This window comes from Ornithinibacillus gellani, from assembly GCF_003730295.1.
GTDB classification, from domain to species: domain Bacteria; phylum Bacillota; class Bacilli; order Bacillales; family Amphibacillaceae; genus Ornithinibacillus_A; species Ornithinibacillus_A gellani.
This window is the reverse complement of record NZ_QTSZ01000017.1, coordinates 256,975-271,246: the sequence shown is the minus strand read 5'-3', so window position 1 is coordinate 271,246 and position 14,272 is coordinate 256,975. Positions and strand designations below refer to the sequence as shown.

The 14,272-nt window shown below is 37.8% G+C and carries 12 protein-coding genes; 7 read left to right on the top strand and 5 right to left on the bottom strand.

Annotated elements, in window-relative coordinates; genetic code table 11:
- The first annotated feature begins 194 nt into the window (after window positions 1-194).
- Entirely contained in the window at window positions 195-860 is a 666-nt protein-coding gene (locus tag DX933_RS05450; RefSeq protein ID WP_123315465.1) for a potassium channel family protein, read from the top strand.
- A gap of 147 nt (window positions 861-1,007) precedes the next feature.
- Here the strand turns inward: DX933_RS05450 and rnjA are convergent, their stop codons facing one another.
- The 3 genes from rnjA to def form a co-directional block, all read right to left on the bottom strand.
- Window positions 1,008-2,675, bottom strand: a complete 1,668-nt coding sequence (gene rnjA / locus DX933_RS05445) for a ribonuclease J1 (protein ID WP_123315464.1) — start codon at window positions 2,673-2,675, stop codon at window positions 1,008-1,010.
- 3 nt (window positions 2,676-2,678) lie between these two features.
- The gene (locus DX933_RS05440; RefSeq protein ID WP_123315463.1) at window positions 2,679-2,888 is read right to left on the bottom strand and encodes a DNA-dependent RNA polymerase subunit epsilon; all 210 of its coding nucleotides are present in this window, start codon (window positions 2,886-2,888) and stop codon (window positions 2,679-2,681) included.
- A gap of 830 nt (window positions 2,889-3,718) precedes the next feature.
- The gene (gene def / locus DX933_RS05435; RefSeq protein WP_123315462.1) at window positions 3,719-4,270 is read right to left on the bottom strand and encodes a peptide deformylase; all 552 of its coding nucleotides are present in this window, start codon (window positions 4,268-4,270) and stop codon (window positions 3,719-3,721) included.
- A 202-nt stretch (window positions 4,271-4,472) separates the two neighbouring features.
- Here def and DX933_RS05430 point away from each other — a divergent pair, with 202 nt between their 5' ends.
- The 5 genes from DX933_RS05430 to lpdA all read left to right on the top strand — a co-directional run bounded on the left by DX933_RS05430 (window position 4,473) and on the right by lpdA (window position 10,617).
- Complete coding sequence (locus DX933_RS05430; RefSeq protein WP_123315461.1) at window positions 4,473-5,180, top strand: YkyA family protein; 708 nt, start codon at window positions 4,473-4,475, stop codon at window positions 5,178-5,180.
- Window positions 5,181-5,824: 644 nt separating this feature from the next.
- Entirely contained in the window at window positions 5,825-6,907 is a 1,083-nt protein-coding gene (gene pdhA / locus DX933_RS05425; protein WP_123315460.1) for a pyruvate dehydrogenase (acetyl-transferring) E1 component subunit alpha, read from the top strand.
- A gap of 3 nt (window positions 6,908-6,910) precedes the next feature.
- Window positions 6,911-7,888 (top strand): alpha-ketoacid dehydrogenase subunit beta, encoded by a 978-nt coding sequence (locus tag DX933_RS05420; RefSeq protein WP_123315459.1) that lies wholly within the window; start codon window positions 6,911-6,913, stop codon window positions 7,886-7,888.
- A 27-nt stretch (window positions 7,889-7,915) separates the two neighbouring features.
- Window positions 7,916-9,205 carry a dihydrolipoamide acetyltransferase family protein gene (locus DX933_RS05415; protein WP_123315458.1) on the top strand — a complete coding sequence of 430 codons (1,290 nt, stop codon included), beginning with the start codon at window positions 7,916-7,918 and terminating at the stop codon, window positions 9,203-9,205.
- A 5-nt stretch (window positions 9,206-9,210) separates the two neighbouring features.
- On the top strand, window positions 9,211-10,617 hold the full coding sequence (gene lpdA / locus DX933_RS05410; RefSeq protein WP_123315457.1) for a dihydrolipoyl dehydrogenase: 1,407 nt from the start codon (window positions 9,211-9,213) through the stop codon (window positions 10,615-10,617).
- Window positions 10,618-10,736: 119 nt separating this feature from the next.
- Here lpdA and DX933_RS05405 read toward each other — a convergent pair whose 3' ends face one another.
- Together DX933_RS05405 and DX933_RS05400 are read right to left on the bottom strand one after the other, a co-directional pair.
- On the bottom strand, window positions 10,737-11,153 hold the full coding sequence (locus DX933_RS05405; protein ID WP_123315456.1) for a hypothetical protein: 417 nt from the start codon (window positions 11,151-11,153) through the stop codon (window positions 10,737-10,739).
- Window positions 11,154-11,500: 347 nt separating this feature from the next.
- A complete protein-coding gene (locus DX933_RS05400) occupies window positions 11,501-13,042 on the bottom strand; it encodes a glycine betaine uptake BCCT transporter (protein ID WP_123315455.1) in 1,542 nt (513 codons plus the stop codon).
- A gap of 249 nt (window positions 13,043-13,291) precedes the next feature.
- On the opposite strand from DX933_RS05400, the gene DX933_RS05395 reads away from it, so the two are divergent.
- Window positions 13,292-14,176: a polysaccharide deacetylase family protein gene (locus DX933_RS05395; protein WP_123315454.1), complete on the top strand. Its 885-nt coding sequence runs from the start codon at window positions 13,292-13,294 to the stop codon at window positions 14,174-14,176.
- Window positions 14,177-14,272: the final 96 nt, after the last annotated feature.

The following is a 14,272-nucleotide window of genomic DNA, read 5'->3' as shown; positions in this document are numbered from 1 at the left end:
ACTTCTCGCTGTAGCAAAGGGGATTGTGAGTCGTGAATACGTAATAACTCGTTTGATCCGCTATAAAACTTTACAATACGATAGGCCTGAAGATTCCGCTATAAATACGTGACTCAATCATTGCATGAGCATACGTACAAGTCCCCGTAAAAGTATGATACACTGTTTTTATATTATCTTTTGGAGGAACAATTATGAAAAGAGAGTTTGCAGTAATCGGACTAGGACGTTTTGGGGGAAGTATATGTCGAGAGCTTAGCATGGAAGGAATGGAGGTTCTTGTCATTGACAAGGACGAAGATAAAATCAATGAATTTAAAAACATTGCTTCCCATGCAGTAATTGCTGATTCAACCGATGAAGCAACGCTAAAGGAACTAGGTATTAAAAATATCGACCATGTGATTGTTGCAATTGGTGATAATATTCAAGCAAGTATTTTAACCACTGTGGTGCTATCTGAATTAGGGATTAAAACGATTACGGTTAAAGCTCAAAATGATTATCATGAGAAAATATTGCGTAAAATCGGTGTTTCCCGTGTGGTTCATCCAGAACGAGATATGGGAAAACGGATTGCACATAATATTATTTCAAATAATATATTGGACTATCTGGAACTATCGGATGATCATAGTATTGTAGAGGTAAAAGCGGGTAAAAAAATGCTTGGAAAATCATTAATTGACCTGGATATTCGAGCAAGATTTGGTTGTAACGTTGTTGCCATTAAGCAGGGGAAGGATATCAATGTATCCCCAAGTGCAGAAGACACACTTGAAGAAGATGATGTATTGATTGTCATTGGCGCGGATCGTGATATTTCACGTTTTGAGAAATATTTGGTTATTGATGATTGAGCTTATAATTAGCGTAAGGAACAGAGTGGATAAGAAAAGCCCCATTTCCCCAACTTAAACATGTTGGGAAAATGGGGTTATTTTATGATGCTGCTTCGCCCACCAGGATGTGTTCCTAGCCTGTAAGAACGTTTGTGCTTTTGGCCTTTACACTTCCATAATAATTGGAAGCACCATTGGTCTGCGTTTTGTTTTCTCATAAAGGAATGGGGCAATGGTATCGGTAATTTCATTTTTAATTTCGGACCATTGCGTTGTTTTTCTTTCCATCACTTTATTTAAATGCTTCGAAACGAGCTTCTGAGCTTCATTAATAAGATCCTCAGATTCACGCATATATACGAAACCACGAGAAATAATGTCTGGTCCAGCAGCAATTTTGAAGTCCTTCATATTAATGCTGACAACGACAATGACAAGACCTTCCTCTGATAAAATACGACGGTCTCTTAATACAATGTTACCGATATCTCCAATACCGCTTCCATCAACATAAATAGAACCAGATGGAATTTTCCCAGCAACTAGTGCGTTATCCTTGCCTAATGCAAGTACATCACCATTATCCATAACAAAAGTATGGTCTAAATCAATATCGCATAATGCTGCAAGCTTGGTATGCTCTTTTAACATTCTATATTCACCATGGATTGGCATAAAGAATTTTGGCTGAATTAAGCGCAGCATTAGCTTTTGCTCTTCTTGACTACCATGACCAGAAGTGTGGATGTCATTTAATTTACCATGAATAACATCAGCACCTGCACGGTATAGTTTGTTAATTGTACGACTTACACTTACCGTATTTCCCGGAATTGGTGAAGATGAAAATACGACTGTATCTCCAGGAATAATTTGAATTTGACGGTGTGTTCCATTCGCAATTCTGGATAGAGCTGCCATCGGCTCACCCTGTGAACCAGTACAAAGGATGGTTACTTCATTCGCTGGTAAACGGTTTAATTGATTGGCATCTATAAAGGTATCTTTTGGTGCCTGGATATACCCTAATTCTTGACCAAGTGTTATAGCAGATTCCATACTGCGTCCAAATACTGCTATTTTACGATTCGTTTCAACCGCTGCTTCCACAACCTGCTGTAAACGATAAATATTGGAGGCAAAAGTTGCAAAGATAAGTCGTCCGTCTACCCGGCTAAAGATATCTTTAATATTGCCACCAACTACTTTTTCAGAAAGAGTGAAGCCCGGAACCTCACTATTTGTACTATCTGATAAAAGACAAAGGACCCCTTCTTTGCCGATTTCGGCCATTTTAGCGATATCTGCTGGCTCACCAACTGGTGTAAAGTCGAATTTAAAGTCTCCCGTATGAACGATATTACCAGGAGGTGTTTTAACGACAACTCCATAAGAATCAGGGATACTATGCGTTGTCCGGAAAAAGCTAACGGATGTTTTACGGAACTTAATAATATCGTCTTCCTGAATTGGGATTAATTTTGCAGTACGTAATAGGCCATGCTCTTCCAATTTATTGCGAATAAGGCCAAGTGCCAGTTTACCAGCATAAATAGGTACGTTGATTTCACGAAGAAGATAAGGAATTCCACCGATATGGTCTTCGTGGCCGTGTGTAATAATTAATCCTTTTATTTTATCTTGATTTTGAATTAAATACGTATAGTCCGGTATGACGTAATCAATACCTAAAAGCTCGTCCTCAGGAAATTTGATACCCGCATCAATGATAATTATTTCATCCTGAAATTGAACAGCATACGTATTTTTACCGATTTCGCCTAGTCCACCCAATGCGAAAACAGCAGTTTGGTCATTTTTAACAAATTTCATGACTTATTGATTCTCCACTCTAAAATGTTCTGATTGTTGTTCGTAAGCTAGATGAGCATCGTCTAGTGGGTGGATAAATTCGATGTTGTAATTACGATCACTTAACATTCTTCGTACTTCTCTGTCAGATTCTGCCTCTACATACAAGCTTTTTGTCCGCTCTCGCACAGGGATCTCGTCTGAATATTCTTGATATAAAACTTTGAAAATCATTCCATCTCTCCTAACACATATCTTTTTTAGTATATTTCCATATATGAATTGTTTGGATTTTACGAACCTTTCATCCGGGAAAATTATGAAGGTAAATGAAAAATCCATCCATTTCTAATAGACGTATAAATTTGGGAATGGTCTGGTCGATCCGTCGTTATTTGCATTTCACGGACATGTCTCGTCTTAGCTATTATTCAAAATAGCCAACATGAAAAAACGTCAAAAGGATTCCGTTTGAACACAAAACAAAAGAACGCCTTCCGTTGTTATCATAACCACGGTATGACGTGGAAAATGCCACTACTTATACAATATCCCGTCCATTGCATAAGCACCCTCATCATGGGGAAAAACTAAAACATATTACTGACCAGCTGAATATATATATCTATTCCTTATATTCATTCCGAATCTCGTTACTTGTCTTTATATGTCGTAGGTACCCGTCCTTGGCCTAAAAAGTCTTTCCAGCGTTTTTTCAGCTTTTCTTTTAGGCGTTTCAACATGAGGATACACATCTCCTTTCGAATATATCCAGAAAAGCAAAAAACGTTCTACCGATCCAATCCCTCTTATTTACATTATAGTATGATTTACTGGATTTTGGAATAAAAACAACCTAAATTGATGATTTTATTTTTTAATGGTAGGTAAGCAATGAGTTTTAAAGTAGATAAAAAATATTGTGCGAGAATGAAATTTTCATTTCCTTTTGTACTTTAAAATATAATCCTATGCTCTATTTTTTGCTATATCGTATAACTTATTCAAGCAAATAAAAAATCACCTTCATTGGAGGAATCCCAATAAGGTGATATGACTAATTTTTATTCAATAACTTTCGCTTGCTCTGGTACTAAATAAGGGTTTTCCTTATTAATATGATCATAAAACATGATACCATTTAAGTGGTCAATTTCATGTTGAAATACGATAGCAGCATAGTCTCTGAGTCTTAGCTTCATTGGTTGGCCATCAGGACTCATAGCCTTCACAGTTACGCGCGCATAACGTGGAACATAGCCTTCTACAGCACGATCGACAGATAAACATCCTTCGCCCCCACCGAGATAGGCTTTTTCGACCGAATGACTGACCACTTTAGGGTTAATCAATTGGTAGCTATACAACTTTCCATGATGGTCTTCAAAATGAATGGCTACCATTCGTTTATTTATACCAAGCTGTGGAGCAGCTAATCCAACGCCCGGGCGCAGCTTATACTGTTCACAAATCTTTTCGTCTTGGCTATTTTTTAAGAACGTATGCATATCTTCTAACAATGTAAGCTCTTCTTCTGTTGGTGGTAATTTAACTTCTTCTGCTACTTCTCTTAAGGAAGGGTGCCCTTCTCTAACAATATCTTTCATCGTTAACATATAATATCACCTCAATGACTGCCAAACATATTTAATCTACCTTCATTAACGTAGTTTAACATAAAAACAAGGATAACATCATACATTTGCACTAGTACAATGAAAAAGTAATACACAGTGAGATATAATATATGATATACTTGTAAACATGAAAAAATGAATGTTACATAGTATGGACGAATGAAGGGGGAAGAGCGGAAATATGCGAAAATTAGCGATTGTATTTTTTGCCACCGGTTTGCTAATGTTTTTATCTGCATGTGGTGATTCTCCTTCAGATAAAATCTACGAACATCTGGAGGAATCTGTAAGTTTAGAAAAAGGATTTGGTGAGCAGCAAGAACCGATAACGGAGCTGGAACAACAAGAACAGGAATTGTACAGTGAAATTATTGATTTGAAAATGGACGAGTTTGATAAAATCAAAAAGCTTTCCCAAGAGGCTCTAAAGCTTATTGACCAACGTGCTGAAAAACTCTCCTTGGAAAAAGAAAGTATTGACCAGGCGAAGGAAGAGTTTCTGAAAACAGAATCCTTCATTGCGGAGCTTGAAGATGATGCTGCTAAGAAAAAAGCAACAGAAATGTATGATAAAATGGTCGAACGATTTGATGTGTATGACAAGCTTTACCAAAATTATGAAGCATCTATAAAACTGGAGAAAAAACTTTATGAAACTTTTCAGCAAGAAGATGTAGAACAAGATGAATTAAAGACACAGCTAGATGCGATAAATGAAAGCTATGAAAAGATTCTAAAAGGTAATGATCAGTTTAATGAGACGACTGAGGAATTCAATGATCTGAAAAAAGAATTCTATGAAGCAGCTGAAATTGACGTCGTTTATAATAATGATGAAGGTGATAAGCAATCACCAAAAAAAGATGATGCCGAAAAAGATAAAGAGTAAGTATCCAGCGTAAAGCATGCTGTTGTTTCATATGAAAAACGGACAATATAATGGAGTCGTAGTAGATCGACTGTTTCCTTGGATAAGGAAACTGCAATTGCTACATACCTCCATCGTATATTGTCCGTTTTTTTATTAGCAATGAAATACAGGCTGCCTTAAGTGGAAAGAAGGAAGAAAGTTAGCTCATATTTAAAGCAATTATGGAAAAAATATTTCAAAGTATGATTATATCAGCCTGAATTATCCCATCTCAAAGGCAGAGACATGGTTTTTAATCACGTTCAAAATGACTGTATGCAGCTTTTGAACTAATACAGATTTGTTTTTTAATTATAACAGATTGTTTTATTTTATATGGTGTCAAAAGGCGGTATCAGGATACTCTCAATAAAATGTATGAAATATAATGCAAAGTAGTTGACCAATTTGAAGTTTATAGGCTAAAATTAATGATGGATTGAAACTTGTATCAATAACTTTTACAAAAGTAATGTAACAGTTTTTGTTTTTCATTTGATGCGATTAAATGAAAACAATAAAGGGTACATGAACGTTAGATGGAAATTGGTACAAAAGATTTATTTTGGGCAAGGTAAATAAATACCAATAAAATATATGCTGAAAGGTAGAGGTGATCTGTTTTGAAACTCGTATTGGAAAATGTTGAAAACCAGTTCGAAGTGTTCCAGATTCTGAACGAAGATGGAAAGTTAGTCAATGAAAAGGATATGCCGGATCTATCGGATGAGGAATTACAGGAATTAATGAAGCGTATGGTGTATACACGAATTCTCGACCAACGTTCTATTGCCCTGAACCGTCAAGGTCGTTTAGGTTTCTATGCTCCAACTGCTGGTCAGGAAGCATCCCAGCTTGGAAGTCATTTTGCTTTAGAAAAAGAGGACTTTATTTTACCAGGGTACCGCGATGTACCACAATTAATTTGGCATGGTTTACCACTGTATCAAGCATTTCTATTTTCAAAAGGTCATTTTCATGGTAACCAAATGCCGGAAGGAGTACATGCATTAAGCCCACAGATTATCATTGGTGCTCAATATGTACAAGCAGCTGGTGTTGGCTTAGGTATGAAAATGCGTGGAAAGAAAGCAGTAGCTATTACGTATACAGGTGATGGTGGTACGTCACAAGGAGATTTCTATGAAGGAATTAACTTTGCTGGTGCATACCAAGCAAATTGTATTTTCATTGTTCAAAACAATGGTTTCGCCATTTCTGTACCTCGTGACAAGCAAACAAAAGCTAAAACTTTAGCTCAAAAAGCAGTTGCAGCTGGTATTGAAGGAATTCAAGTAGATGGTATGGACGTTCTTGCTGTTTATGCAGCAACGAAGAAAGCGCGCGAACGTGCTATTAATGGTGATGGACCAATGTTAATTGAAACACTTACTTATCGTTATGGTCCACATACTATGGCTGGGGATGACCCAACTCGTTACCGTACGTCTGAAATGGATTCGGAGTGGGAGAAAAAAGATCCACTCGTACGTTTCCGTAAATTCTTGGAATCCAAAAAATTATGGACTGAGGAAGACGAAAATAAAGTGATCGAACAAGCGAAAGAAGATATTCGCGATGCAATTAAAAAAGCTGATTCTTATCCAAAACAAAAGGTTACAGAATTAATCGGCAATATGTATGATAAACTTCCTGCCAATTTGGAAGAGCAAATGGAAGAATATAAAGCAAAGGAGTCGAAGTAAATCATGGCTCAAATGACAATGATTCAAGCAATTACAGACGCATTACGGACAGAATTGAAAAACGATGATAATGTACTTGTGTTTGGTGAAGACGTAGGTAAAAACGGTGGTGTGTTCCGCGCAACAGAAGGACTACAAAAAGAATTCGGTGAAGAGCGCGTATTTGATACACCACTAGCTGAATCAGGAATTGGTGGACTTTCCATTGGTCTTGCACTTCAAGGCTATCGACCTGTTCCAGAAATCCAATTCTTTGGTTTTGTATATGAGGTAATTGACTCTATTAGTGGTCAAATGGCTCGTATGCGCTATCGTCATGGTGGACATCATTCTTCAGCAATCACAGTGCGTTCTCCATTTGGCGGCGGCGTTGCAACACCTGAATTGCACGCTGACTCTTTGGAAGGTTTGATGGCACAGCAACCAGGTCTAAAGGTAGTTATTCCATCTACACCATATGATGCAAAAGGATTGCTCATCTCTGCTATTCGAGATAATGATCCAGTTATCTACTTAGAGCATATGAAGCTTTATCGTTCTTTCCGTGGTGAAGTACCTGAAGAAGAATATACCATTGAGCTTGGAAAAGCAGATGTAAAGCGGGAAGGTAAAGACATTACATTAATTGCTTACGGTGCAATGGTGCACACTTGCCTAAAGGCTGCAGAAGAGCTTGAAAAAGATGGCATTGATGCAGAAGTTATTGATTTAATGACGATTTCACCTTTGGATATTGAAACAATCATTGAATCTGTTAAGAAAACCAATCGTGCTGTCGTAGTACAAGAAGCACAACGTCAAGCTGGTATTGCTGCACAAGTAGTTTCTGAAATTCAAGAACGAGCTATTTTACACTTAGAAGCACCAGTATTCCGCGTTACTGCACCAGATACTGTATATGCTTTTGCTGCTGCAGAGAGTGTTTGGTTGCCAAATCATAAAGATGTTATTGATAAAGTAAAACAAGCTATGGACTACTAAAATTTGCTAGACAGGAGGTCGTTAAGAATGGCATTTGTATTTAAACTTCCAGATATTGGTGAAGGAATCCACGAAGGTGAAATTGTTAAATGGTTTGTGGAAGAAGGCCAAGAGGTAAAAGAAGACGATGTATTATGTGAAGTTCAAAATGATAAAGCCGTTGTTGAAATTCCTTCTCCAGTAGAAGGAAAAGTAGAAAAAATCTTTGTAGAAGAAGGAACCGTTGCAGTTGTTGGTGATAAATTAATCTCCTTTGATGCAGAAGGCTATGAATCCGAAGATGACGACGAGGAAGAAGCAGAAGAACAGGTAGAGGAAAAAGCTTCTACAGAAGACAAAAAGCCTGCTAAAGAACAAGCTGCTTCTGAACAAGATAAAAAAGAAGAGACCCATGATGAAAATGAACGTGTTATTGCTATGCCTTCCGTTCGTAAGTATGCACGTGAAAATGATGTAGATATTCATCAAGTAACCGGATCTGGAAAGCATGGCCGTGTTGTGAAGGAAGATATCGATAAGTTCCTTAGCGGTGATCAAGCGCCAGCTGCGGAAGAAACTACAGGTAGTGCCAAAGAACAAGATACAGCTAAAGAAACAGTTGTACCTGCTGGTGAATACGCAGAAACCCGTGAGAAAATGAGCGGTATTCGTAAAGCAATTGCTAATGCAATGGTTAATTCCAAAACAAAAGCTCCACACGTAACGTTGATGGATGATATAGACGTATCAGAATTGGTTGCACATCGTAAGAAATTTAAAGAAGTTGCAGCTGCGCAAGATATCAAGCTAACCTTCTTGCCATATGTAGTGAAAGCACTTGTGTCTGCATTGAAGCAATATCCAATTCTAAATGCTTCTGTCGATGATCAAACAGAAGAAATTGTTCAAAAACATTATTATAATATTGGTATTGCAGCTGATACGGACAAGGGCCTACTTGTTCCAGTTGTAAAACAAGCTGACCGTAAGTCTATCTTTGCTATTTCAAAAGAAATAAATGAATTGGCAGATAAGGCACGAAATGGTAAACTTACACCTGATGAGATGAAGGGCGCATCTTGCACAATCACTAATATTGGTTCTGCTGGCGGACAGTGGTTTACACCAGTTATTAACTATCCAGAAGCAGCAATACTTGGCATTGGTCGTATTGCAGAAAAACCAATTGTACGTGATGGAGAAATCGTCGTTGCTCCAGTGCTTGCTTTGTCGTTAAGCTTTGACCATCGTATTGTTGACGGTGCAACAGCTCAGCTTGCTCTAAATCAAATTAAACGTTTATTGAACGATCCACAACTAATTATGATGGAGGCGTAAAAACTATGGTAGTAGGAGATTTCCCAATTGAATTAGACACACTTGTTGTAGGGGCAGGTCCTGGTGGTTATGTTGCAGCTATTCGTGCAGCACAACTAGGACAAAAGGTAACAATTGTTGAAAAAGGTGCACTTGGTGGTGTCTGCTTAAACGTAGGTTGTATTCCTTCCAAGGCATTGATTGAAGCAGGTCATCGTGTTGAGCATGCTCATGGTAGCGATGATATGGGGATTAAAACAGAAAAAGTGGAAGTTGACTTTTCCAAGGTACAAGAATGGAAAGGCAGTGTAGTTAAAAAATTAACTTCAGGTGTTGAGGGACTTCTAAAAGGTAATAAAGTGGATATTATTGCTGGTGAAGTTTACTTTGTAGATAAAAATACTGCAAAAGTAATGGACGAGAAGAAATCCCAAACGTACACTTTCAATAACTGTATTATTGCAACTGGTTCTACACCGATTGAAATACCTAGCTTTAAATTTTCTGATCGTGTGTTAGATTCAACAGGTGCATTGAACTTGAAGGAAATTCCTAAGAAGCTTGTAGTTGTTGGTGGGGGATATGTAGGAACTGAGCTTGGTTCTGCTTATGCAAACCTCGGAACAGAAGTTACAATCCTAGAAGGCGCTAAAGATATTCTAGGCGGTTTTGAAAAGCAAATGACACAGCTTGTGAAAAAACGCTTGAAGAAAAAAGGCACAGTCATTGTTACAGAAGCACTTGCTAAAGGTGTAGAGGAAAGCAAAGACGGTGTAAAAGTAACTTATGAAGCAAAAGGTAAAGAAGAAGTTGTAGAGGCTGACTATGTATTGGTAACAGTTGGTCGCCGTCCAAACACCCAAGAAATTGGTTTGGAACAGGTTGGTATTGAAGTTGATGAACGTGGCTTAATTAAAATCGACAAGCAATGCCGTACGAGCGTGGATAATATCTATGCAATCGGTGATATTGTTGCTGGACCACCTCTTGCACACAAAGCATCTTATGAAGGTAAAGTAGCTGCTGAAGCAATTAGCGGAGAAAAGGCAGAAATTGATTATATCGGTATTCCTGCTGTTGTATTCTCTGATCCTGAGCTTGCTTCTGTTGGATATACTGAAAAAGAGGCGAAAGACGCTGGATTCGATGTAAAAGTAGCGAAATTCCCATTTGCTGCAAATGGTCGTGCACTTTCTCTTGACAACACAGATGGTTTTGTCAAGTTAGTTACACGAAAAGAAGATGGGCTCATTATCGGTGGCCAAGTTGCTGGACCAAATGCTAGTGACTTGATTGGTGAGATTGGCTTGGCAATTGAAGCAGGTATGACCGCTGAAGACATTGCATTAACCATTCACGCACACCCATCTTTAGGAGAAACCATTATGGAAGGTGCCGAAGTTGCTTTAGGTACACCAATCCATATGTTGTAATGTATATAAAAACTGTCTGCATGTGGCAAATCTAACTAGATTTCGCCTCCTGCAGACAGTTTTTTTGATAAGAATATCTAGGTATATGGGAATGCGGAACTGAAGAATTATGTCATGGATTATTGTAGAATAGACTCTAAATGATTGATGATCTTCGTTTTTGTTTGCTTTCCATCCAGCTTCGTGACCGTCTCCCCATCTCTCTGAATTAATAATGCAGGGTAGGTTGTGTTCTCTAACTTCATATGTTGTTCAATTAAATCCTGTTGTTCGTTTGTGAGTTTCATATTACTTAACTGCTGCGGGTATTGCGCTTTGAGCTCTAAAAAAGCGTCCATGTATGTTTGTTTTTCATCTTTCGTTTCTTGCACATCACCATGGGATAAGAAAACAACCTCGTAATCCGCTGATTGAAATGAAATGACGTCTATATTTAAAGCCGATTCTTGGCAAGCAGCTGTGCAGATAAGAAAACAGCTCATTAAGATAGGGAAGTATATCCATTTGCTCATTGCCATGCTGTTATGGAAAGTCATTTACATACCCACTTTTCATTACAAGATATTTTTTCTCCTTACTTTGTATCCTAACAAAAATTTATTCCTCTTATCGCTATGTTATCGAAGTGTTATGAAAGTGATAATAAACTGTCGAATAACAAATGAAATTGTAGCAATGTTACATAGCAAGATAAAAGCTAGTCGGAAAGAACTGCGACATCTGTGAAGAAAGACCAAATTGGTAAGACTGATGTTAGCAAGGTCTGACAATATATTGGGAGGATTTTATGACTAGAAATGCGTTAGAAATAATGATTAATGGTGGGGATGCTTGTGAAGAAGATATGATTGTACGCAGGAATAATCAAAACAGGAGAGGCATACTAGCCTCTCCTGTTTGTTTTACGACTATCACGAAGTTCAATGGCCCTTGCTTCCTCTTTAAATGCTTTCATCAGTGATATGACCACCATAATCATAATGAATGAAAATGGAAAAGCAATAATGATGGATGCTGTTTGTAACGCATTCAGACCACCCTGCCAAAGTAATACAGCAGCTGCACCGGACTGGATGAGGCCCCAAACAATTTTTACCCGATTTGCCGGGTAAAGACTGCCGCCAGTTGTCTGCATGCCGAGCACAAACGTTGCAGAGTCAGCTGAGGTGATGAAGAAAGTACTGATTAATAAGATCGCAATGACAGACATAATGGTTCCAAGTGGAAATTGTTCCAGTACTGCAAATAACGCCGTTTCTTCTCCCAAATCATTTACATATTCAACGATGTTTGCTCCACTAAAAAACTCTAAATTAATTGCTGTTCCACCAAAGACACTAAACCACAATGCACCAAAGAGGGTTGGGACAAGAAGTACTCCGGAAACAAATTCTTTGATGGTACGTCCACGGGATACCCGTGCAATAAATGTACCAACGAATGGTGCCCAAGCGATCCACCATGCCCAATAAAATATCGTCCAATTTTTTATCCAATCGCTATTGGCTTCATTGAAAGGGGTCATACGTAGACTCATGCTTGGCAGATTTTGAATGTAAGTTCCAATCGTAGTTGTAAAAAATTTCATTATAAAAATAGTAGGACCTACAAATAGTAGAAACAGCATTAATAAAACGGCTAATACGATATTGGTATTACTTAAATATTTAATTCCTTTATTTAAGCCTGTCACCGCTGATGTTAAGTATAAAACTGTTACGACAGCAATGATAATTAATTCAATTAGGAATGATTGCTTCACATCATAAACAAAAGATAAACCGCCACTTATTTGAATGGCCCCAAACCCGAGGGATGTGGCGACTCCAAATACAGTAGCAAATACAGCAATACAGTCAATAAAGGTTCCTAAAGGGCCACGAACACGCTCACCAAGCAATGGCTCGAGGATGGCACTAATAAGACCAGGAGCCTTTTTTCTAAATTTAAAAAACGCCAATGCCAATGCTAGTATGGCATAAATTGCCCAGGGATGAAGTCCCCAATGAAAAAAACTATATTGAAGCGCAGTTTTCGCTGTTTCTGCAGTAGCAGGGTCTCCAAATGGTGGATTGTGAAAATGAGAAATCGGCTCAGCGACACCCCAAAATACAAGACCAATCCCCATACCTGCACTAAATAACATGGCAAACCAGGTGATATAACTGTATTCAGGCTCATCATTGGGTTTACCAAGTTTGATATTTCCGTATCTGGAAAATATCAAATAGATGGCAAAAACAAGAAATGCTGTTGCACTCAGTAAATAGAACCAACCAAAGTTATCCACAAGGAAATCTTGTATGTTTCCCGTGATATTATCTAAATTCCAATACGGTAAAACGGTGTCTGGGATAATACCCCAAATGATAAATAAGATTGCAATTACTGCAGAGATGTAAAAAACATTTGTAATTCTACTCATAGACAGCTTCCTTTCCTACATAAACCTATGATGAACGGATCTGCGAAATAAAGCATTCCTGTTATTTTTCCTCATTAAAATAAACTTATACTACAGAACCGTTACTTCATTTCGTTTCCCTATTTGTCTTATTTGTAAACAGGTCATCCAAGTTATGGTAGGTGAACAAAGAAGACACTTGTTGTTTCGTAAAATAAGTGTTTATAATGGAAGTTAGAAATTTATTTCGTTTGCAACAGGGGGATGACTATGAAGATTTGGAAACAATTGATACTATGTACAGCATTACTGGTTTTTATTACGGCATGTAGTTCTTCTACAGATGAGCAAGGACAAGCACCAGACAATGGAGATAAACAGGATAACACGGAGCAACCGGAAAAAGATGATGACGAACAGAATGATGAGCAACAAAATGATGGTACAACAGATGAACAAGAGGACCCAGAAGGTGAAGACGCAGCTGATTCAGATTCAGATGCCGAACGAGAGGCTCCATCCTATTATGTGTCAGATAGCTGGTATATTAAACCTCTGGATGATGATACAAATGCGAAAGTAGTCCTACTTACAATTGATGATGCACCAGACAAACATGCATTAGAAATGGCTAAAACATTAAAGAAGCTTGACGCGAAAGCAATCTTTTTTGTGAACGGACATTTTTTAACGACACCAGAGAAGAAAGAACAACTGAAAGAAATTCATGATATGGGATTTATGATTGGTAACCATACAGCTACACATGGATTTTTACCAAATTTATCAGATGCGGAACAAAAAGAGGAAATCATATCTGTAAATGAACAAGTGGAAGAGATAATTGGCGAGAAGCCGTTATTTTTCAGGGCTCCAAATGGTGCGAACACCGATTATTCCAAAGAATTGGCAGATCAAGAAGATATGATTCTAATGAATTGGTCTTATGGCTATGACTGGGAGAAGGATTATCAGACAAAAGAGGCCATTACGGATATCATGATTCATGCTCCACAGCTTGGTGATGGTGCGAATCTTTTAATGCATGACAGAACATGGACTTCAGAAGCGTTGGAGGATATTGTTACTGGGTTAAGAGATCAAGGCTATGAAATATTGGATCCCGAAAAGATTGAAACAAAATTGGATGAATAAAATGAAGGCTTGAATATATTGTACATGAATTAAACTGGCATATTTTCCAATTTATAATGTACATATATATTCAGGCCTTTTATTATTGAGTTTGTG